The sequence below is a fragment of the Pseudarthrobacter sp. KH_020_B genome (assembly GCF_057840185.1).
This window is the reverse complement of sequence record NZ_CM174506.1, coordinates 4,728,046-4,749,466: the sequence shown is the minus strand read 5'-3', so window position 1 is coordinate 4,749,466 and position 21,421 is coordinate 4,728,046. Positions and strand designations below refer to the sequence as shown.

Genomic DNA, 21,421 nt, shown 5'->3' with positions numbered 1-21,421 from the left:
GCGCGGACGACTGACGCTGGCGCGGCCGACTGACGCACAGGTTCCGCACAGGAAGGGCCTATGCAGGGGATAGGCGGGGCGCGTTGGATGGAGCCATGAGCAACCACCTTCCCCACCCCAACCACGACCGCGGCCTTGAGTTTGATCTGTCCACCATGATCAGCCGCCGTTCCCTCGGAATGATCTTCGGCGCCGGCGGTGCGGCAGCGGCGATGGCAGCGTGCACCCCCGGCGGGTCAGGCACCACAGCCGGCACGTCGACGTCGGCCGCCACCGAGAGCGCTTCAGCCGCCGCCTCTGCGGCCACCACGACGGCGGCTCCCACCGCCAGCCCCACGCTCACCCGGGCGATCGCGGAGTGCGGCGTGGAGATCCCCGCGGAAACGGCAGGTCCGTTCCCGGGTGACGGCTCCAACGGGCCCAACGTCCTTGCAGCCTCCGGCGTGGTGCGGCAGGACATCACCTCAAGCTTCGGAACCGGGTCTGCCACGGCCGAAGGCGTGCCGCTGACGTTCACCCTGACCCTGCTGGACAACGCCAACGGCTGCGTGCCCCTCGCCGGTGCGGCCGTGTACGCCTGGCACTGCGACCGCGACGGAAGGTACTCCATGTACGATTCGGGCCTGTCCAACGAAAACTATCTCCGCGGCGTCCAGGAAGCGGACGCCAACGGCCAGGTCACCTTCACGTCCGTCTTCCCCGGAGCCTATTCCGGGCGCTGGCCGCACATCCACTTCGAGGTATTCGAATCCATGGGCAACGCCACCGCCGCCGGACAGGTGCTGGCGGTATCGCAGATCGCCCTGACTGACGCAGCCTGTAAGGAGGTCTATGCCATGGCCGGCTATGAGACCAGCGCGCGGAACTTCCCCCGCACCACGCTGCAGTCGGACAACGTCTTCGGAGACGACGGCGGCATCTACCAGCTGGCCACCATGACCGGATCGGCCTCCGCCGGCTACACCGCCGGGCTCAATGTGACCATCTAGACTCGGAACCATGCCTTCACGCTCCAGTGCCGCCGCCTCCAGTGCCATTGACCATATCCAGGACCTTGGCGCGTACGTCAGCGCATCGCCGTCGAGCTTCCACGCTGTCCACGAGGCCGCCCGGCGGCTGGGCGAAGCCGGGTTCACGGGCCTGGACGAGCGTGAGCCCTGGGCCGGCGGGGCTGGTTCGTTCTACCTGGTCCGCGACGGCGCGCTGATCGCCTGGGTGGTCCCGGAAGGCGCCGGCCCCACCACCGGGTTCAACATCCTCGGCGCGCACACGGACTCCCCGTCCTTCAAGCTCAAGCCCCAGCCCACCACGGGAGCCTTCGGCTGGCTGCAGGCCGGGGTGGAGGTCTACGGTGGACCGCTGCTCAACTCCTGGCTGGACCGCGAACTTCAGCTGGCGGGCCGGCTGGTTATGCTGGACGGTACCGAACACCTCACTGCCACCGGGCCCATGCTCCGCTTCCCGCAGCTGGCCATCCACCTTGACCGGGCAGTCAACGACGGCCTGACCTTGGACAAGCAGCGGCACATGAACCCGGTGTGGGGCCTGGGCGATCCGGCCGATTTTGACCTGCTGGGTGTTTTGGCGTCCCATGTGCCTGGCGCCTCCGTTGATCCTGCGCGGATTGGCGGGTACGACGTCGTTATTGCAGACACGCAGGCACCTGCGGTTTTCGGGGCCAACGGTGAGTTTTTCGCTTCCGGCCGGCTGGACAACCTTTCCGCGACGCATGCCGGGCTGGCGGCGCTGATCGCGCATAGTGCATCTTCCGTTGCCGGTGCTGCGGGAGCCGGTGCGCCGATCGCCGTCCTCGCGGCGTTCGATCACGAGGAAATCGGTTCCAACTCCCGTTCCGGCGCGTGCGGGCCCGTCCTCGAGGACGTGCTGGTGCGGATCTCCGATGGCCTCGGCGCAACGGTGAGCCAGCGGCGGCAGGCGCTGGCGGCGTCGTTCTGTGTTTCCGCGGACGCGGGCCATGCGGTCCACCCCAACTATCCGGAGCGGCACGATCCAGCCAACCACCCGGTCCTGAACGGCGGCCCGCTGCTGAAGATCAACGCCAGCCAGCGGTATGCGACCGACGCGCCCGGCGCGGCATTCTGGGCCAGGCTGTGCGGCGAGGCGAAGGTGCCGTACCAGGAATTTGTGTCCAACAACGTGATGCCCTGCGGCTCCACCATTGGCCCGCTGACCGCCACGCGCCTGGGGATCCGGACTGTCGACGTCGGCGTGCCCCTGCTCTCGATGCATTCAGCGAGGGAGCTGTGCGGTGTTGCGGACCCGCACCGGCTGGCCACCGTCACGGAACTGTTCTTCCGGACGGCATCGTAGACACTCGGTTTACCGGCAGGCCTTCTTACCGGCAGGCTTCAGCGCTGTCCGCCAGGCCGCAATAGCCCGAGCTGCGCCGTATGGTGGTTTGAGACAGGGTTGCCCTTATCATCTGACGTATGGGTAAACACTTGGTCGCCCTTGTGGTGGCGGCACTCTTCCTGGCCGGCTGCTCGGCCCCTTCAGCTCAGCCGCCAGTGACGACGGCGGCGCCGGCCGCCACATCAGCATCAGCCACGCCGACACCTACTACGCCAACGACAGGCTCGGCTGCGACAGATCTGAACTGGGGCACGCCGACCGCTGGCGACGAATTCAACTATACCGGGGCACCGGACGCCGCGAAGTGGTCCGTGTACAACAGTGCCGGCCACGCGGGGAATGGCATTCGGAGTCCCCAGCAGGTCACGGTAGACGGTTCCAAAATGGTCATGACTGGAACACCGGAGGGCGCCACCGCTGGAATGAGCGCGAAGTTTGCGCGCCAGAAGTACGGCCGGTGGGAGGTCCGCGCGGCGGGTTCGGGTGACAATGAGTACCACATGGTGTCGATCCTGTGGCCGGATAGTGGGAAGTGGCCGTGTGACGGCGAAGTTAACTACGCGGAGACGATGGGTGACTGGAACCTCATCAAGTTCTTCCACCACTCTGGATGTTCGGACACGGTGACGTCGGCGTCCAAGGCTCTGGACGTTAGTCAGTTCCACAACTACGCGGTTGACTGGTCCCCGAATGGGTTCGTCGGCTACGTCGATGGGGTGAAGTGGTTTGAGGACAACAACCCCGCGCACCAGCCTCCCGGTTCGATGCACCAGACGCTACAACTGGACTGGGTCCCAGACGGCACTGATAACGGCGCTGGCGAGATGCGAGTGGATTGGGTTCGCGTCTATGCGGCTGGCGATCCTACTCCCCCTCCCCCGCCGCCGCCATCCGATGAGTCGTTTGAGTTCGCCGCCACCGGGGATATAAACCCTGCGGGTAACACGTCGGCCACGTCGCACAGTGGTAAGAACGCGGCTAGTATCATCGCCGGTCTCAACGACGGTTCGCTGGACAACTTCCTTGCGCTGGGCGATTTCCAGTATGACAAGGGCACCTGTACCGCGCTCGGGGCTTACGACCAGTTGTGGGGTCCGGCTAAGGCCAAGACGTACTGGACCGCTGGCCCGAATCATGATGTTGAACCCGGCGAGAATGACGACTTTGACCGGTACATGGATGGGCAGTGCGTGTCCACGGTGAAGAGCGCAACTAACTCTGATGTTGTACGGTTCCAAGACGCTCTTGAATGGTATTCGTTCGACAAGGGCAACTGGCACATTCTTGTAGCGCCTACGGCCACATGGCGTTATAACGCTAAGCGGGCGCAGGCGATGACCTCGGAGATGGACGCCGACCTGAAAGCGGCGAAGGCCGTTGGAAAGCATCTGGCGGTTATCTACCATGATCCGTATTTCACCAGCAACACGTCGAGCCATACCCGCTTCTCTAAGGCGAAGCCGTGGATTGACGTGTTCTGGGCGAACCGCGTTCGTGTGTTGCTGTCCGGCTCACAGCACAATTATGAGCGGACCTGCCCGATTAACAACGAGGACCAGTGCGTTGCGGACGGGATGCAACAATTTCAGGTGTCCACTGGTGGAATCGGCCTCCGGGCGTTCACCAGCGACCCCTCTTATGTGCAACGGAAGTTTAGCGACACATGGGGTCACCTACGGATGAGCCTCAAGGCTGACGGCTCTTATACGTGGGAATTCCGTCCCGTTTCTGGCGGAATGCAGACTGACAGCGGGTCTCGAAGCCATGACTAACTAATTCCTCGGTTCGCACCCTGCTGGACCGGGAACTCTACCTGCCCAATCATGGCCGGGACCCCATCCTTACGGATGCAGTCCCGGCCAGTCTGGTCCTCTTCCTGCCTGGCCTAGCCCAGGGTGAGGATGAGCTTGGGTGCGAGCGTGCTGCCGGCTTCTTTGGAGTTGAGGTCCAGGCCGTCGCTGCTGGTGGAGTCCATGCCCAGCGAGAGTTGTTGGCCGAGCTCACCGGTCAGGCCGCTGACCGTCAGCGGAATGTTGTAGGTGGTGTTGGTGGTTGTCGGGCCGAGGGTGCCGATGCTGGTGCCGAGGGCCGGACGGGTGGGGGTGCCGCTGTACGTGATCCCAGTCTCGGTCCAGCTGTCATCAGCGACCAGCTTGATGTTCTGCGTGCCCGTTGAGCCGCTCCCGGCGCTGCGCAGCTGCAACGTCGCACTCTGGATGGTCCTGCCCGCATACGCCGACAGGTCGAACTTCAGGTACGCGACCTCCACCGGGCTGTTGTCCACACCCAGCACGGTGCTTGTGCCATTGTTCGTCCCCGGCGCAGCGCTCGTCACATAGCTGTCAGCGGTGGCCGTGAGCGTGACGGTCTCCGGCGTGCCGCCGCCCGCGGCAGCCGTGGTGAAGGTCCAGGTCCTGTCTGTCGCCAGCGGGTTGCCGGCAACATCCTTCACCCCACTGGAGCCGCCCTTGATCGTTGCCGTGTACGGCGTGTTTGCCGCCAGATTAGCAGTCGGGTTCAACGTCGCAACGTTGCCCGCGCTGCTCACAGCGGCCGGCACCGTCCCCGTCGGCCCCGTCAACGTGAACGTGCTCGAGGTGACCGTCGAGGCATCCATCGCCTCCGAGAACGTCCCCGTCACGTTCGCCGTCACGGCCACAGCAGTCGCCCCCGCAGCCGGAGAGGTATCCGTCACGGTCGGAGCCGTCGTATCACCGCCGCCCGCGGCAGCCGTGGTGAAGGTCCAGGTCCTGTCTGTCGCCAGCGGGTTGCCGGCAACATCCTTCACCCCACTGGAGCCGCCCTTGATCGTTGCCGTGTACGGCGTACTCGCCGCCAGATCAGCATTCGGGTTCAACGTCGCAACGTTGCCCGCGCTGCTCACAGCTGCCTGCACCGTCCCCGTCGACCCCGTCAACGTGAATGTGCTCGACGTGACCGTCGAGGTATCCAGCGCCTCCGAGAACGTCCCCGTCACATTCGCCGTCACCGCCACACCAGTCGCACCAGCAACCGGAGACGTAACCGTCACCGTCGGAGCCGTCGTATCACCACCACCGCCACCGCCGAGGGTGAGGATGAGCTTGGGTGCGAGCGTGCTGCCGGCTTCCTTGGAGTTGAGGTCCAGGCCGTCACCGCTGGTGGTGTCCATGCCCAGGGAGAGTTGTTGGCCGAGTTCACCGGTCAGTCCGCTGACCGTGAGCGGAATGTTGTAGGTGGTGTTGGTGGTTGTCGGGCCGAGGGTGCCGATGCTGGTGCCGAGGGCCGGGCTGCTGGACGTGCCCTCGGTCCAGCTGTCATCGGCGACGAGCTTGATGTTCTGCGTACCTGTTGACCCGCTCCCGGCGCTGCGCAGCTGCAACGTCGCACTCTGGATGGTCCTGCCCGCATACGCTGACAGGTCGAACTTCAGGTACGTGACCTCCACGGGGCTGTTGTCCACACCCAGCACGGTGCTTGTGCCATTGTTCGTCCCCGGCGCAGCGCTTGTCACATAGCTGTCAGCGGTGGCCGTGAGCGTGATCGTTTCCGGCGTGCCGCCGCCCGCGGCAGCCGTGGTGAAGGTCCAGGTCCTGTCTGTCGCCAGCGCGTTGCCGGCAACATCCTTCACCCCACTGGAGCCGCCCTTGATCGTTGCCGTGTACGTCGTACTTGCCGCCAGGTCAGCATTCGGGTTCAACGTCGCAACGTTGCCCGCGCTGCTCACAGCGGCCGGCACCGTCCCCGTCGGCCCCGTCAACGTGAACGTGCTCGACGTGACCGTCGAGGCATCCAGCGCCTCCGAGAACGTCCCCGTCACATTCGCCGTCACCGCCACACCAGTCGCACCAGCAGCCGGAGACGTAACCGTCACCGTCGGAGCCGTCGTATCACCACCACCCGCGGGAGCCGTGGTGAAGGTCCACGTCCTGTCCGTCGCCAGCGGGTTGCCGGCAAGATCCTTCACCCCATTGGAGCCGCTCTCGATCGTCGCCGTGTACGTCGTATCCGCCGCCAGATCAGCATTCGGGTTCAACGTCGCAACGTTGCCCGCGCTGCTGTACGTCACAGCGGCCGGCACCGTCGTCGTCCCTTCCTTCAACGTGAACGTGCTCGAGGTGACGGTCGAGGTATCCAGCGCCTCCGAGAACGTCCCCGTGACGTTCGCCGTCACCGCCACACCAGTCGCACCAGCAGCCGGAGACGTAACCGTCACCGTCGGAGCCGTCGTATCACCACCACCGCCGCTGGGGTCGTAAGAGTGCCAGTACCGGCTTGTGGCGTTCACATCGGCGAGCAACAGCAGACCGCTGTTGGCCGTGCCCCACGCCGCACTGTTGAGGTTCTGCTTCGTCGACGTCACGTTGTGGACATACTGGTCGGCGTCCACGATACGAGCCGTCTTCGCGGTGGTGAAGTTGATGTTGCTCAGCGGCGAGGACTTCTCGTAGATCGCACCCCCCGACGTAGTGCAGACACCAGCGTTCGTTGTGCCACTCGGCTTCGGATAGGTAGCGAAGGTACGCAGCCTCTGCGTGCTCTCATCAATCAAGACGATCACCCGGTTCGGGCACTCCGACACAGGCGCGATCGTGTGTGCTGACCAGGTCGTGCCATTCAATGCCAACAGCTGGATCAGCGGCTGAGGCGCCGACGTGAACGACGTCTTGACGGCGGCGAAAACCCGGTCACCCGAGGAGTCCAGCCACTTCAAGTTCATATGGTCATCGCTGCTGCCCTGCCCCGACACCGCCGCCACAGGAGTGGTCCAGGCGGTGTTCGACGCTCCGTCGACGTGGTAGCTCCAGTACATGCCCTCGGCGGAGCCACCGACCTGCCGGCTCCACATCACACCCATCTTGTTCCCGTCGAACGCGATCACAGCCGACGTGTCGTCCACAGACACGTTGCTCAACGACGACGGATGCTGGAACGGCGTCCCCCAGGTCTTGCCATCCGTGCCAGTGACGTTCAGATAAATTCGGTTCGCCTGCTGCCAGGTGGCCCACACCCGACCAGTCGAGTCCTTATCGATGGTCAGGGCCTCAACGCGGTAGTTGTTGATGTTTGTAGGACTCTGCGCCAGCAGCGAGTACGTCTTAGTACTCGAGTTGTAGCTGTAACGCCGCATCGTCGTCGGGAAGTTCGGCTCAGCCGGCACACCGTCGTTGACGAACCGATAGCTCGCCACATACAACGTCGTCCCGTCCCACAACACGTCATGATGAGTGTTCGCCCGCGTGTCCGTAGCCACACCCGTATCGACCCACGATCTCGCCGCGGCATTGAACCGGAAAATATGAAAATCCGAGCTGGCAGTGTCCCACAGGTTCCCCCACCAGACCCCGTCGTTGAACCACAACCCGCTCGTCGCCCGCTTCGAACCCGTCGGCGTCCCCGTCCCCGAATGCGACGGACCCTCAACTCCCACATCACCCGGAGCAGCCGACGCCGCAACCGGCACCACCAGGACACCGCCCAGCGCAAGCAGCAGCGCTGTCAGCAGTGCATGGAGCCGCAGATTCCGCGACCCGCGTAGACGAAGACCGGCCGAGCGACCATCTCCCCGCCTTACGCCAGGCCAGGAAGTCCTGGCAACATGGGTATTATGGTCGAGTGCCTGGCTTAGCCACTTGACGGGCCTATTCTTCATGGCTGATCTCCTGCGTCGTTGGATGTCACGCGTGAGCTCCGTATATGCGTCGACCCCGGAAACGACGGCAGAAGCCCTGTCAGGCACCCAGCGTAGGACCGCGCATTGAGGCGCACAATGAAAGCCCGGTACCTAATCATTTCGGTGGTCTTAATCCCCCGTACCTAAAGAATTCACCCGTTGGTATCCCCCGTACCTAAAGAATTCACGCGTTGGTAAATCCCTGTACTTACCAACAGCCAGCGGAAGCGCTCTTTAAAAGCGAGTACCTACTACTGGTGACAGCCGCGTGGGGCCAGCCATAGGCTCTTCCTCACGGCAAGAGTCAAAGGCTAAATGAGAGCTGGGGCCAGAGACTAGACCCATGACCGGATAAAACGCTAATGCCGCGCCCGACTCCCCGGTCGGACGCGGAGTTGACTAAATCCGCAATCGTCATGAAGTGGTGAGGTATTTGTCCATTTCCACCCAGCTCCCAATTACATTCTCGATGCCGGCTATAGAAGCCGCCAGGGCCACAGTCAGCGTCGTCATCCCAACCCTGAACGAAGCGAAGAATATTCCGTGGGTCCTTCGTCGGATTCCCTCGTATGTGGACGAGGTTGTGATCGTCGATGGCCGTTCCACCGACAATACGGTGGGCGTAGCCCAGGCAATCCGCGACAACCTTGTCATCGTCAATGAGCAGCGCAAGGGAAAGGGCGTGGCGCTTCGCTCCGGGTTTGCTGCAGCCTCGGGAGACATCATCGTCATGCTGGACGCGGATGGGAGCATGGATCCGCAGGAGATTGGCTGGTTCGTTTCCCCGCTTCAACACGACTACGACTTCGTCAAGGGCTCACGCCATGTCACCGGGGGAGGGTCCGAAGACCTCACCCGTCTGAGGAGGGCCGGCAATCGCGCGCTGACCAGGTTGGCAAATGCGGTCCTGCACAGCAATTACTCCGACCTTTGCTACGGCTATATCGCGTTTCGACGCGAATGCCTGGAGATCCTGCAGTTGGAATCGGACGGCTTTGAAATTGAGACCGAACTGATTGTCCGCGCTGCCAAGGCGGGTCTGAAGATTGCCGAAGTCCCCAGCCTGGAGCTGGATCGCATCTCCGGCGCGTCGAATCTGCAGACTTTCCGCGATGGGTGGCGGGTATTGGGCACGCTGGCACGCGAATGCACCATGTGGGAGGCCCCCACCGCCGGCGCCAGGCCTGAGGCCCTCAGGCGGGTGAAGTATGCATACGCAAATGTCAGTGTTCCGCGGACGCCTACCGATCCGCAGACGGTTCTCTCCCTTGTTCGGGGAGGCTAGCATGCTGGATCGTTTTGGACGCCCGAGCGTGTCGATCGTCATTTGTGCTTACACCGAAAGGCGTTGGGACCGGTTGCTGGACGTCATAGAGTCCGTCCGGGCCCAATCGGTCGAACCCCAGGAAGTCCTGGTGGTGATTGACCATAACGAGGACCTCTACGAGCGGCTCATCGAGATTGTCGATGACGTGACCGTGGTGGAGAGCACCGGGCCCCGCGGGCTTTCCGGAGCACGCAACACCGGCGTCGGCTTGGCGGACTCAGACATTGTGGCCTTCCTTGACGATGATGCCGAGGCCGCGCCGGACTGGCTTGAACGGTTGCTTGCCATGTACGACGATCCTGACGTGCTGGCCGTCGGCGGACGCGTCGAACCGGTGTGGGAAACGGGCCGGCCGGGCTACTTCGGTGAAGAGCTCGACTGGATCGTTGGATGCAGCCACCGGGGAATGCCCAAGGTGGCTTCCGAGGTCCGGAATGTCATTGGCGCAAACATGTCCTTCCGGCTTGAAGTCCTGCGCCAGGTTGGCGGTTTCAACCTTTCGCTGGGACGCCAGGGCACCTTGCCCCTTGGCTGCGAAGAGACCGAGATCTGCATCCGCTCGAAGATGGGCGCACCCGGATCGCGGATCGTCTACGAACCCGCGGCATTGGTCCGCCACCACGTACCGGCGGACAGGGGAACCTTGCGCTACATGCTGTCGCGTTCTTGGTCCGAAGGGATCTCCAAGGCCCAGGTCAGCCGGATCGTAGGCCACAAACGTGCGCTGGGCCCGGAACGGCGTTACGTGCGCAGCGTCCTGCCACGGGCCGTATTTGCGGGAATGCGCGATTGGGGACGGGGGGACAATCCCCAGGGCCTGGGCCGGGCTGGAGCTGTGATTGCAGTCCTGGCATGCACTGCCGCAGGGTACGTACGCGGACGCCGGATTGCCCACGTCGAAGGCCGACCGCTGTCCGGGACTGCCCTGGTGGGCGCCCCGTGGAGGGATGTCCAGTAAGCGAACGCGTCGACGAACTTAGCCCGGTCGAGGAGCGGCCTCCGCCATGCTGAAGGCGACATCGTCGCCTTTACGGACGACGACGTAGTGGTCGATGCAGCGTGGTTGCATGAAATCTGCCCGGATTCGGGCCTGGATAGGCCTGGTCAATGGGTGGCAGGGACGCCCACCCAGATTTAGCCGTCGGGCACGTTGCTCAAGACTGCCGCCCCCAATGTCCACGGTCGCGAAGTCCGCCACGTCGTCGTCGTGCGTCAAAGTCACGGACGGCAGGCCACAACATGGGCCCCGAGCGTTACAGGCGGTCAGCGTCACGTTCTTCAGGAGGATGCTGCCCCGGCCAGGGCGGCCAGCCGTTCCACCACGTCTTCCCGGGACTTCCCCGAGGCCAGGAATATCGGAACCAGCGCCTCACCGGCGTACGGCGGCCGCCCGTACGGTGTTCATGACCCGGTTCAGGCCCACGTTGTCCAGGCCGTGGAAAATCGGGAGAACTAAGGTCCGGTCCGTCAGCCGTTCAGTGTTCTGGAGCCCTGCGTTGCCAGTATCGCGCCACCGGTAGGCAGGCTGCCGGTGTGCCGCTATGGCGCCGCGGCGCGCCGAAATTCCGGCATCGGCCAGGCGGGCCAGGAGCCCTTCGCGGTCGGTCGCGAAGTCCGGGAGGACCTCGAGCCAGAAGGACTGGAAATTGGTGGTTCCGTACGGTGGGTCGGCCACGAACCGGAGACCGGCCAGGCCGGAAAGCCCTGCCTCATAGCGTGCTGCGATCTCCCGGCGGCGGGCCACGATCTCGCCCAGCCGGCCCATCTGCACAATGCCGACGGCGGCCTGCAGATCCGTCATCTGGTAGTCGAATCCGACCTCGACATACACCTCCGGCGCGGCCGTGCGGGATCGGCGATGGTCTGCCGCCGGCACGTTCAGGGAGTGGCCGCGCAGGCTCCGCGCCCGTGCGGCCCAGTCCGCCCGGTGGGTTGTCAGCATGCCGCCCTCGCCCGTGGTCAGCACATTGTCCGGGTGGAACGACCACACGGCCATGTCCGCCCCCGTGCCCACGGGCCTGCCCTTGTATTCCGAGCCGACGGCGCAGCCGGCGTGTTCGATCACGGTGATTCCGAGACGGTCGCACAGCTCGCGGACGGGGTCCAGGTCAGCCGGAACACCAGCATGGTCCACCACGATCACGGCCCGCGTGTCCAGGGTCAGGGCCGCCCGGACCGCAGCCGCGGTCACGGTGCCGGTGGCCGGATCCACGTCGCAGAACACCGGCCGCGCACCGACATACGTCACCGCGTTGGCGGTTGCGATGAGGGCCAGCGACGGAACCACCACGTCATCGCCGGGACCGATGCCGGCCACCACCAGCGCCAGGTGCAGCGCGGTTGTTCCGCTGGAGGTCGCGACGGCGTGGCGCACCTCCTGCAGGGCGCTGAACTTCGCTTCGAACGCCTTCACTTTCGGCCCCTGTGTCAGTATGCCGGAGGCGAGGACCTCCGCCACTGCGCGGGTTTCGTCGTCGCCGAGCCAGGGTTCCATGATGTTGATGCGGGCAAGGACGGTTTCCGCTGTCACTTGGCACCGGCCTTTCTGGCGACGGTTCTCATGTCCGCGTCCTTCCCACTTTTCGCTGCCGGGCTCTGTGCATTCCGTACTGCAAAATTAGCGGGATGCAAGACGTTTCGGCGGGAAAAGCAGACGGTTGTGTGGGCACCGGCAGGGAACAGTGCGGGAACTGCGGGTACCTGCAGTGCCCTGTGCCCCGGCCGGTGCCCCGGCCGGTGTCCTAGAGGACGGGAAGGACGAATTGTTCCTTGGCCTGAGTGGCTTCCTTGCCTGTTGCGAGGGCTGTCAGCTGGGCACGTGATTCCACTCCGAGTTTCCGGTAAATCGAGGTGAGGCGCACTTCCACGGTCCGGACCGAGACATACAGGGTGGCCGCGATTTCCTTGTTCCGCATCCCACGGGCCACCATGCGCACCAGCACACGTTCGTGGTCCGCAAGCATCAGGATCGCGGGGTTGCCGGGGGCACCTGCCGGTTCCACACGTTCGTCGAGCAGCAGCGAGTCGACGTGCTGGGCCCACGCGCGGGCCCCGGCTTCCTCGAACATCACTTTCGCTCGAAGCAGGCCATCCCGGGCGCTCCGGAGGCGGCCGAAGGCGCCGAGACGTTCGGAGTAGCACAGCAATGTCCTGGCGCGTTCCAGCAGTGATTCCTGGGGGTTTTTGCCGGCGAGGGCGTCACTGAACAACTGGAGCGACTGCTCACCGTCGGCCAGCATCGCCCGGCTCCGTGCAACAGCCATCATGAGCCAGGGCGAACGCAGGCCAACTGCCTGGCTTTCCAGGTGCCACAGCGCCTGGGCGGCCTCCCTGTGCCGGCCCAGCCGGACCAGGACTTCCACCAGATCGGAATCGCAGCGGAGCAGCGTGGGGTTGCTGAAAGCCTGACCTATCTCCCCTGCCCGCGACAGCTGCGCGAAGGCCTTGGCGAGGTTTCCCCGCATGAGGGCAAAATGCCCCTGGCACGCGGCCAGCTGAGCCGTAATCGCAGGGTGGCTTTCCGCCCCTGAGAAGTGCTGGGCGTCCGTCGCGTAGGCGCGGGCGAGTTCCTCGTTTCCGATCGCGTTGGCCCGCCAGACCCGGTAGACGTGCCGCATTCCGCGGTGGTATTTGGTTTCCGGTTCTGCGAGCTCAAGATCTTCGATCAGTTTCACCGCCTTCCGGACGTTCCCCGCACGGATTTCGTTGTCCACTGCGAGGAACTTCGCGGTTTCCCGCCAGTTGACGGTGTTTGGCTCCAGGACGGTCTGTACCCGGGCAAAGGCCTCCTGGGCGGCGAGATGGTGTTCGGCATAGCTCAGCGCACGGCCCTGTACCAGAAGGGTGGCAACCGTTTCGTTCCCGCCGTCGGGCTTGGGGCCGATCTCCTCCGGTGTCCCGCTGACCGCTTCGATGAGTTGCCTGGCGCTCTCCGCGAGGGCCAGGCAGTCCGGTGAGGCGTGGTCCTTGAACTCCTCCGCGCACCGCAGCAGGCTGGTGGCATCCGCAAGCTCCCAGCGGTCCGCAGAATAGAGCGCACCGGCCACGAGCAGGCGGCTAGCGAAGGCCGGATCGTGCTGCCCGAACTCCTTCACCAGCCGGAGCACCATGCTGGAGCGCACGGTGCCGCCCTGGATGAACTGGATCTCGAAGGCGAGTCCGGTCAGCCGAAGGATCAGGGCAGGGTTCCGCGTCACGCGCTGCGCCCAGTCCAGGTAGCGCTTGGCGTAGACGAATTCACCGCGGTTCAGCAGCAGTTCGGCCACGGTGGTGAGCCTCGCGGCGGTCTCCGCTTCCCACGGGTTGATGGTCAGGGCCCGTTCAACGTATTCGACGGCGAAGGGCACTTCGCCGCTCCGGATTAGGTCAACGGCAAAGCGGAGCAGCCCAAACGGGGTCTGCCGTTCCAAGGCGGTGAAGCTCAGGTGCCAGCGGTGGGCGTAGGGATCCGTGGGCTCCGCCGCTGCCGCCATGGCACGGTGGCTGGCGGTCCGCGTTGCCGGTGTCATGGCCGCATACACGTAGCCCCGGAGCAACTGGTCCTGGATCCTCAGATGCGGCCCGGACCTGCCCACCATGCCCTGTGCCAGCAGTTCATCGATTCCGCCCCACAGCTGGTCATAGGCTCTTTCCAAGGTGACGATATCGCTGCGGCAGGACAGCGAAAGCAGGTCAAGGACCTGCCTCGCGACAGGCGAGAGTCCCCCCACGGTGGCAGCGAACTCGGCTTCGAAGCTTCCCTTGCCGGGCAGTGGAACCGGCAGCGCGTATTTTCCGTCTGCCACACGTTCCAGCAGCAGCGTAAAAAGCTCGACGGCGGCGAGCGGGTTCCCTTGGGTGGCAGCGGCGACTGCGTGGACCGCCGCCGTCGCGGTCTGCCGGGCCGGAATGGCCTCCAGCATGCGGACCGTGTCGTTGTAGCTCAGCGGCGCCAGTTGGAGGGCGGGAAGGGATGCGAACGGGCTATCGGCTAACTCTTCCCGCACGCTCATGAACAGCGCCATGTCCGTTCCGGTCAGCCGGCGCGCCAAGTAGCCGATCACCGCCTGGCTGCTGGGGTCCAGTTGGTCGGCGTCATCGATGACAATGACCGTCCGGGACGACGAGCGCTGGTGCAGTCCGTTGAGCAGCAGGGTGGAGACAGTGGGGACGTCCATCGCGCCAGTGGAATCGCGCAGCAGTTCGTCGGCGAAGCGGTTGAGGACGGGGTCATCGATGCCGGTCAGGAGCGCGGTGAGGCCCGAGAGTGGCCAGTCGGACTCTGATGCACTCGCTGTCAGGAAAACGGTACGGACCTCGGAGAGGCGGGGAATCTCGGAGAGAAGGGCTGACTTACCCGTCCCGCGCCTGCCCACCACCTTGAGGGCTGAATCGTTAGGACCCCGGATTACGGAGAGTATCCGGTCCAATTCCCTGCTTCGGCCTATTAAAGACATGTGGTCCCCATCCATCGAAGAAGGAGACCGAACTGCTTGCTCTATTCAAAATCCTGGGTCCGTCCAGCCGCTTGCGCGACACGCGGACCGGCTTTCCTGGCCGCCTCATTGCGTCCAGAACGGTACCCAGCCGTTCTTGCCAATATAGACCTGTTCCGCTGCGGGCACCAGAGATTTTATGCCACTAACCGGAGCCGGATCCTGTCGCGCTGGGCAGACTCTTGGCCGGCACAGGGGACCGGTCCCCTGCAACGGTGCGGAAGTCCCGCCGTCGGCCGCCCAAATGCGTGCGTGGGGTGACGCTGGCCCCCCTGGCCTCCCGGGTTTTCCACATAGCCGCTCACCGGCTTCCTCCTCCGCCCCAGGGCGCTTAGCCTTGAGTCAAGCGCGAATCGCCTATCCGGTCCAAATGCACTAAGATATTGAAGTCTGTGCTGCGCCCTGCCTCCGTTCTGTTGGCTGGGCATCGCACGGCATCGCAAATGAACCTCCTGTTACGGAAATGCCGTAACCGCTTAGCCCAAAGGAGGTGGGTTCACATATGCGTCCTTACGAACTGATGGTAATCATCGACCCCGAGGTCGAAGAGCGTACCGTTGAGCCGTCGCTTCAGAAGTTCCTGAACGTCATCACTAACGATGGTGGAACCATCGAAAAGGTTGACATCTGGGGCCGTCGTCGACTGGCTTACGAAATCAAGAAGAAGTCCGAAGGTATCTACGCCGTGGTGAACTTCACCGCCAAGCCTGACACCGCCAAGGAACTTGACCGCCAGCTGTCTCTTAACGAGACCATCATGCGCACCAAGATCACCCGCCCCGAAGAGCAGAAGGTTGTTGCTGAGTAATTTCAGCTCCTATTTTCATTCTTTACCCCGCAGGATCGAATTCTTCACCCAGGATCGAACAAGGAGGCAGTAGATGGCAGGCGAAACCACTATTACGGTCATCGGTAATCTCACCAATGACCCGGAATTGCGGTTCACACCGTCAGGTTCGGCAGTAGCGAACTTCACCATCGCTTCCACCCCGCGCACCTTTGACCGCCAGTCCAATGAGTGGAAGGACGGGGAAACCCTGTTCCTCCGCGCGGCGGTATGGCGTGAAGCAGCCGAGAACGTTGCCGAGTCCCTCACCAAGGGCATGCGCGTGATCGTTTCCGGCCGTTTGAAGAGCCGTTCCTACGAAACAAAAGAAGGCGAAAAGCGCACCGTTATCGAGCTCGAAGTCGATGAAATCGGCCCGAGCCTGCGTTACGCCAATGCCAAGGTCAACCGCACCCAGCGCTCCGGCGGCCAGGGTGGTCAGGGTGGCTTCGGCGGCGGCAACAGCGGCGGTGGCTTCGGAGGCGGCAACTCTGGTGGAAACCAGGGCGGCAACTCCGGTGGCGGCTTCGGTGGCGGCAACCAGCAGGCTGCACAGGAGGATCCCTGGGCAACGCCCGGTGTATCCAACGCAGGCGGCGGCTGGGGCAACGGCCCCGATTCCGAGCCTCCCTTCTAAACCAATCATTTAGGCCCGACGCCGGGACCGCCGAAGGTGCCGCAAGGCACCTGACGTGGCTGCCGCCGGCGGACCACCACCATCCCGTGGATCAATATCCACGGGCTCCATAGAATAGGAGCTCCACGATGGCTAAGGCTGAACTCCGTAAGCCCAAACCAAAGTCCAACCCCTTGAAGGCCGCTGACATCACTGTCATCGACTACAAGGACGTAGCATTGCTGCGCAAGTTCATCTCCGACCGCGGAAAGATCCGCGCCCGTCGCGTCACTGGCGTCACGGTGCAGGAACAGCGCAAGATCGCCCAGGCAATCAAGAACGCCCGCGAAGTTGCACTGCTGCCCTACTCCGGCGCTGGCCGCGGCTAAGGAAGGGACTGACTAACATGGCAAAGCTCATTCTGACCCACGAAGTAACCGGTCTCGGTGCTGCTGGCGACGTTGTCGAGGTCAAGGACGGTTACGCACGTAACTACCTGCTGCCCCGCAACTTCGCTCTGACCTGGTCGAAGGGTGGCGAGAAGCAGGTTGAGTCCATCAAGGCTGCCCGTGCCGCCCGCGAGCACGCTTCCCTGGAAGATGCTCAGAAGCAGGCCGCTGCACTCTCCGCCAAGCCGGTCAAGCTCGTCGTCAAGGCTGGCGAGACCGGACGCCTGTTCGGCACCGTCAAGCAGGCCGACGTCGCCGACGCTGTTGAGGCCGCTGGCCTTGGCCGCATCGACAAGCGCAAGGTTGAACTGCCGGCTCACATCAAGTCGGTTGGTTCCTACCAGGCCAACGTCCGTCTTCACGCTGACGTTGCCGCTGTGATCGAACTCAACGTAGTCGCCAGCAAGTAGCAGGGTTCCCTGAAACCGAGCTTGCGAGGTTTCAGGGACGCTACGCGCGGCAAGTAACCCTTTCCGGTTACGCAGCCTCAAACTGCACGAAAACCCCCGTTGCCGTCACCGGCAGCGGGGGTTTTCTGTGCCCCTGGGCTGCCCCGACATGGCAGGTGGCGGCAGTGCCGGCGCCCGGGACTGCCGTCAACTGCCATCTGGGCGGGCTATTCGGGCTGGTGCACCTCGGCCATGATGTAGCCGTAGCCTGCGCGGATCATCTCGGCGAGGACGCCACGGTCCACGTCGTCCAGTTTGTTGATGTAGAGGCAGGCGACGCTCGTCTTGTGCTTGCCGAGTTCGGGAAGCAGCCGGTCGGCGTCGGGTCCTTCCGTGAGGCCGTACAGCACCAGGTTCGCCTTGCGCGGTGAGAACGCGACGGCGGGCGCATCGCCTTCCCGCCCGCTCTCGTACTTGTAGTGGTAGCTGCCGAACCCCACGATCGTCGGACCCCACATGAAGGCCTCCTGGCCGGTGACCTCATGCATCATGTCCAGCAACTCGAAGCCGTCCGCGCGCCGCACAGGGTGCCCCACCGCGGCCAGGAATTCTTCCACAGGCACGTTGGTGGGCTGGGTCTTGTTCTCCGCCATGCTGGTAGTTTCGCAGACGCAGGGCCGGCCTGACAGCACCCGGTGATAGCCTGCAGCGGTGACTTCAGAAGCCCTGCGCACCCGCCCATTCCACCAAGTCGACGTCTTCTCCGAGCGGCCGTACCTCGGCAACCCGCTCGCCGTCGTGGTCGATGCCGAAGGCCTGAGCAGCGGGACGATGCAGCACTTCGCCAATTGGACCAACCTCTCCGAAACCACCTTCCTCCTGCCGCCCACCGACCCTCGCGCCGACTACAGGGTGCGGATCTTCACCGGCAGCGAGGAGTTCCCCTTCGCGGGGCACCCCACGCTCGGCTCCGCGCATGCCTGGCTGGAGGCAGGCGGCGTGCCGAAGCAGGACGGCGTGGTGGTCCAGGAATGCGGCGCGGGCCTGGTCAGGATCAAGCGCGATGGCGGCCGGCTGGCTTTCGCAGCACCGTTACTGACGCGCTCCGGTCCCGTGGACGAGGCCACCCTGGCGCAGCTTGCCGCCGGGCTGCGGCTGCCCGAGGCGGCTTTGCTGGACGCATCGTGGCTGGTCAACGGCCCGCAATGGATCGGCGTCCTGCTCGAATCCGCCGAGCAGGTCCTGGCCATCGAGCCGGACCTTGCCGCCATGGGGGATCTGAAAGTGGGTATCGTGGGACCGCACGGGCCGGACGGGGACGTGGACTTCGAGATCCGCACGTTCATCCCCGGCGACGCCATGGTGGAGGACCCCGTCACGGGGAGCTTCAACGCAGGCGCTGCGCAGTGGCTGATCGGCAGTGGCCGTGCGCCGTCTTCGTATACGGCGGCGCAGGGCACGGTGCTGGGCCGGGCGGGGCGCGTCCACGTGAACGCAGTCGGCGAGGACGTCTGGGTGGGCGGCAGTTCCACCACGTGCATCAGCGGCACAGTGGTGCTCTAGAGCGCGTGGAATAAACGCGGACAGCCGCTGGTTACCCAGGTACATGCAAACACATGTAACATGGTCTGAACCGAACCTCAGGAGTCCACAGTGGAAACCCGCCGCATCACCGTACTGTCCGCCGGCCTGGGCGTGCCGTCCTCGAGCAGGCTGCTCGCCGACCAGCTCGCCGCGGCTGCAGAGCACCGCCTCGCCGATGCCGGCTTCGAAGTGACGGTTGAGGTTGTTGAGCTCCGGGACCTCGCGGTGGACATCGCCAACAACTTTGTCACCGGCTATGCGGCCCCGCGCCTGGCGGATGTCATTGCCGGCGTGGAGGCCTCCGATGGCATCATTGCCGTCAGCCCCGTGTTCAGCGCCTCCTACAGCGGCCTGTTCAAGTCCTTCATTGACGTCCTGGACCCGAAGTCCCTGGACGGGAAGGCTGTCCTGCTGGGCGCCACCGGCGGCACGGACCGCCACCAGATGGTCCTCGAGTACGCCATGCGCCCGCTGTTCAGCTACCTGCGCACCAGGATGGCCGCTACGGCCGTTTTCGCAGGCCCCCAGGACTGGGGAAACACGGACGACGGCGGCTCGCCCCTGTCGTCGCGGATCGACCGTGCGGCGGCTGAGTTTGCCGCCCTCCTCGCGGGAGAGCAGCCCAACCGCAAGCCGACAGCCCTGGAGTCCCTGCCGTTCGAGCAGCTCCTGGCGGGCATTTCCGGCGGACGCTAAGGCGGGCCCGTCCGTGGCCGTCCGCAAAATTCCTCCCGTCAGCGCCGGGGATTCCGGCTGACGAACTATTCGGTCTCCCCGGTCGTTGACCGGAACATGAAGTGTCCTGTGGATTCAATTGACCTGATCATGAGCGAACGCGGCGGCGTCGAGATCGACTACTGCCCGCAGTGCCGCGGCGTCTGGCTGGACCGCGGTGAGCTGGACAAGATCATCGACCGCGCCAACGACGCCATGGGCGGGAGCGCTCCTACGGCGCCGCGCCCGGCGGCCGCGGCGCCTGTCGCTGCCCCGGTTCCGCCCCCGCTGTATCCGAACTTTGAACCCCGCCGCGAGCAGCCGCGGTACGAGCAGCCCCGTTACGACCAGCCGCGCTACGACGACCGGAAGTACGACAAGCCGGGGTATGACCGCGACCACGACCGCCGGCGGCCCAAAAAGAAGGAAGGCTGGCTGGGCGACATCTTCGACTTCTGACAGCCGGACGGCGCCCTGTGCCGCGGCTGAGCACCCTGGGGGCCCAGGAGCCTAGGCGTCCGTAAACCCTAGTCGTCCAGAAGGGCGATGAACTCGCGTGCCTGCTTCAGGGAGATGTCCGAGTGCTTGGTCAGGGCAGTGGCGGCGCCTTCGATGTCGCCACTGCGCGCCAGCGTGCGGATGCGGCCGTAGATCTCGTCGTTGAGCATGTTGCTGCTGACCTCACGGGTGACGTCGCCCTTGCTGGCAATGGCGCGGTAGCGGTAGGGGAACCGCTGGGGCGTGTCGTCGTCGTCGGGCTCTGCCTCCGCCGCTTCAGCCGCAGGGCTGCGGTAGGGCTGCGGATGGGCGGCCAACGCCCCCACTGCGTCCCTGGATGCCCGCAGGCCGTCCCCTGTGGACTCGTAGTACAGCTTGATGGCCGCCATCGCCTGTCCCTGGGCAATCAGCGCGTACAGCCTGCGGTGCTGGTCCTCAGAGAGCTTGGCAGCGGCCAGGCGGGCCACCTCAACCGGATCCGGCGCAGGGGCTGTGCCGGCCTGCTTGACGGCCGCCTGACGCCTGCTGACCGCCCGGGCAGCCAGTGCGACACCGGCGGCCACGACCGCGAGGATAATAACGGGGATCACGAGCGATTCCATTTCTAAAGCCGATCTACATACTTTTTGGCTGTGGCCAGGTCCGTCTGGGTTGCCTGGCGGAGGAGTTTGATGGCTTGGATCTTGTGCCCGTCGTGCGCCATCGTTTGCAACTGCATGGCAAGTTGAGGGTCCAGAATCCCGCCGGGCAGCGCCGCATAACCATACTGGCTGGCGCCCGCTCCGGACTGCCCGCGCCGTGCTGCCCGGGCATGGTCTTCCTGCTGTGACTGCTGCTGTTCGTTCTGGCTGGGCCGGGTGTTGGCTTCCAGGCGGGCACGCACTGCTGTTGCCACGCGCACCTGCTCGGCATAGTGCTCCGCAGAGCGCCTGGCCAGGTCCTGCTGGTACTTCTCGGCGTCGGAGGTCCCGGAATCACGTGGTCTGAGGGCTGTCGTGAATGCCCATATTATTGCCGCCAACACGCCGGCCGGCAAAAACGCCATCAGTACATCGCCCATAGTCAGAGCTTATGCCCAGATGCCCGTTATCCACAGCACATTCCTGCCGTTGCATACAGCCGATTCGCTGCGGCGTCAAAAGATGCCGGCAGGTGTGCGACGCATCACTAAGAGGGCATGAATCGCCGGTGGAGACGCTCGGAAAGCCGGATCTTTCAACAGCGCCGCGCCGCAAGCTGTGGATGAAGGTTAGGAAAAAAAGAATTTAGTCCACATCCTCGACGAACGTTTTCGCAGGTCAGAAGCCTGTATGCGGCAAAAGTTTTTTTGTTTCCACAGGTTCACCCACAGGCTGTGCACAAGCTATGCCCGTTAGTGCACAGGTTATCCACAGCACTGCGGGTTGGTCGGCTTGGACGCTGGGGCGGTGGCGGCTACCGTTGCGGGATACCTGCTTTTGGGGCGCCATGACGCCGTCGCGGACATGTGCTGTCGCCGCAGTGGAGGCCTTCGGTCCC

18 protein-coding genes are annotated in these 21,421 nt (G+C 64.4%); 12 read left to right on the top strand and 6 right to left on the bottom strand.

Annotation, left to right across the window (positions count from 1 at the left end; translation table 11 throughout):
* Positions 1 to 95: 95 nt before the first annotated feature.
* The 3 genes from AC3IT0_RS22260 to AC3IT0_RS22250 all read left to right on the top strand — a co-directional run bounded on the left by AC3IT0_RS22260 (position 96) and on the right by AC3IT0_RS22250 (position 4,145).
* A complete protein-coding gene (locus tag AC3IT0_RS22260) occupies positions 96 to 989 on the top strand; it encodes an intradiol ring-cleavage dioxygenase (protein WP_489321791.1) in 894 nt (297 codons plus the stop codon).
* 10 nt (positions 990 to 999) lie between these two features.
* Positions 1,000 to 2,331: a M18 family aminopeptidase gene (locus AC3IT0_RS22255; protein WP_489321790.1), complete on the top strand. Its 1,332-nt coding sequence runs from the start codon at positions 1,000 to 1,002 to the stop codon at positions 2,329 to 2,331.
* Between the two features lie 119 nt (positions 2,332 to 2,450).
* Positions 2,451 to 4,145, top strand: a complete 1,695-nt coding sequence (locus AC3IT0_RS22250; protein WP_489321789.1) for a family 16 glycosylhydrolase — start codon at positions 2,451 to 2,453, stop codon at positions 4,143 to 4,145.
* A gap of 113 nt (positions 4,146 to 4,258) precedes the next feature.
* On the opposite strand, the gene AC3IT0_RS22245 is transcribed toward AC3IT0_RS22250, so the two are convergent.
* Positions 4,259 to 7,714: an Ig-like domain-containing protein gene (locus tag AC3IT0_RS22245; RefSeq protein ID WP_489321788.1), complete on the bottom strand. Its 3,456-nt coding sequence runs from the start codon at positions 7,712 to 7,714 to the stop codon at positions 4,259 to 4,261.
* 745 nt (positions 7,715 to 8,459) lie between these two features.
* Here AC3IT0_RS22245 and AC3IT0_RS22240 point away from each other — a divergent pair.
* Both AC3IT0_RS22240 and AC3IT0_RS22235 read left to right on the top strand, forming a co-directional pair.
* Positions 8,460 to 9,311 carry a glycosyltransferase family 2 protein gene (locus AC3IT0_RS22240; protein ID WP_489321787.1) on the top strand — a complete coding sequence of 284 codons (852 nt, stop codon included), beginning with the start codon at positions 8,460 to 8,462 and terminating at the stop codon, positions 9,309 to 9,311.
* 1 nt (position 9,312) lies between these two features.
* Positions 9,313 to 10,311 (top strand): glycosyltransferase family 2 protein, encoded by a 999-nt coding sequence (locus AC3IT0_RS22235; protein WP_489321786.1) that lies wholly within the window; start codon positions 9,313 to 9,315, stop codon positions 10,309 to 10,311.
* Positions 10,312 to 10,722: 411 nt separating this feature from the next.
* Here the strand turns inward: AC3IT0_RS22235 and AC3IT0_RS22230 are convergent, their stop codons facing one another.
* Entirely contained in the window at positions 10,723 to 11,883 is a 1,161-nt protein-coding gene (locus AC3IT0_RS22230) for a DegT/DnrJ/EryC1/StrS family aminotransferase (protein WP_489321785.1), read from the bottom strand.
* Positions 11,884 to 12,094: 211 nt separating this feature from the next.
* Positions 12,095 to 14,761, bottom strand: coding sequence for a LuxR C-terminal-related transcriptional regulator (locus AC3IT0_RS22225; protein ID WP_489321784.1), 2,667 nt, complete (start codon positions 14,759 to 14,761; stop codon positions 12,095 to 12,097).
* Positions 14,762 to 15,329: 568 nt separating this feature from the next.
* On the opposite strand from AC3IT0_RS22225, the gene rpsF reads away from it, so the two are divergent.
* The 4 genes from rpsF (at position 15,330) to rplI (ending at position 17,128) form a co-directional block, all read left to right on the top strand.
* Complete coding sequence (rpsF, locus tag AC3IT0_RS22220) at positions 15,330 to 15,635, top strand: 30S ribosomal protein S6 (RefSeq protein ID WP_011693941.1); 306 nt, start codon at positions 15,330 to 15,332, stop codon at positions 15,633 to 15,635.
* A gap of 73 nt (positions 15,636 to 15,708) precedes the next feature.
* Positions 15,709 to 16,290 carry a single-stranded DNA-binding protein gene (locus tag AC3IT0_RS22215; RefSeq protein WP_252575441.1) on the top strand — a complete coding sequence of 194 codons (582 nt, stop codon included), beginning with the start codon at positions 15,709 to 15,711 and terminating at the stop codon, positions 16,288 to 16,290.
* Positions 16,291 to 16,418: 128 nt separating this feature from the next.
* A complete protein-coding gene (gene rpsR / locus AC3IT0_RS22210) occupies positions 16,419 to 16,658 on the top strand; it encodes a 30S ribosomal protein S18 (protein WP_003800144.1) in 240 nt (79 codons plus the stop codon).
* Positions 16,659 to 16,675: 17 nt separating this feature from the next.
* Complete coding sequence (rplI, locus tag AC3IT0_RS22205) at positions 16,676 to 17,128, top strand: 50S ribosomal protein L9 (protein WP_489321783.1); 453 nt, start codon at positions 16,676 to 16,678, stop codon at positions 17,126 to 17,128.
* 206 nt (positions 17,129 to 17,334) lie between these two features.
* Here the strand turns inward: rplI and AC3IT0_RS22200 are convergent, their stop codons facing one another.
* Positions 17,335 to 17,760, bottom strand: a complete 426-nt coding sequence (locus tag AC3IT0_RS22200) for a DUF1801 domain-containing protein (RefSeq protein ID WP_489321782.1) — start codon at positions 17,758 to 17,760, stop codon at positions 17,335 to 17,337.
* Positions 17,761 to 17,818: 58 nt separating this feature from the next.
* Between AC3IT0_RS22200 and AC3IT0_RS22195 the strand changes: the two genes are divergently transcribed.
* The 3 genes from AC3IT0_RS22195 to AC3IT0_RS22185 all read left to right on the top strand — a co-directional run bounded on the left by AC3IT0_RS22195 (position 17,819) and on the right by AC3IT0_RS22185 (position 19,864).
* Positions 17,819 to 18,670 carry a PhzF family phenazine biosynthesis protein gene (locus AC3IT0_RS22195; RefSeq protein ID WP_489321781.1) on the top strand — a complete coding sequence of 284 codons (852 nt, stop codon included), beginning with the start codon at positions 17,819 to 17,821 and terminating at the stop codon, positions 18,668 to 18,670.
* Positions 18,671 to 18,760: 90 nt separating this feature from the next.
* Complete coding sequence (locus AC3IT0_RS22190) at positions 18,761 to 19,387, top strand: CE1759 family FMN reductase (protein WP_489321780.1); 627 nt, start codon at positions 18,761 to 18,763, stop codon at positions 19,385 to 19,387.
* Positions 19,388 to 19,495: 108 nt separating this feature from the next.
* Positions 19,496 to 19,864, top strand: a complete 369-nt coding sequence (locus AC3IT0_RS22185) for a TFIIB-type zinc ribbon-containing protein (RefSeq protein ID WP_489321779.1) — start codon at positions 19,496 to 19,498, stop codon at positions 19,862 to 19,864.
* Positions 19,865 to 19,932: 68 nt separating this feature from the next.
* On the opposite strand, the gene AC3IT0_RS22180 is transcribed toward AC3IT0_RS22185, so the two are convergent.
* Positions 19,933 to 20,505, bottom strand: coding sequence for a hypothetical protein (locus tag AC3IT0_RS22180; protein ID WP_489321778.1), 573 nt, complete (start codon positions 20,503 to 20,505; stop codon positions 19,933 to 19,935).
* A 2-nt stretch (positions 20,506 to 20,507) separates the two neighbouring features.
* Positions 20,508 to 20,963 (bottom strand): hypothetical protein, encoded by a 456-nt coding sequence (locus AC3IT0_RS22175; protein ID WP_489321777.1) that lies wholly within the window; start codon positions 20,961 to 20,963, stop codon positions 20,508 to 20,510.
* Positions 20,964 to 21,421 lie beyond the last annotated feature (458 nt).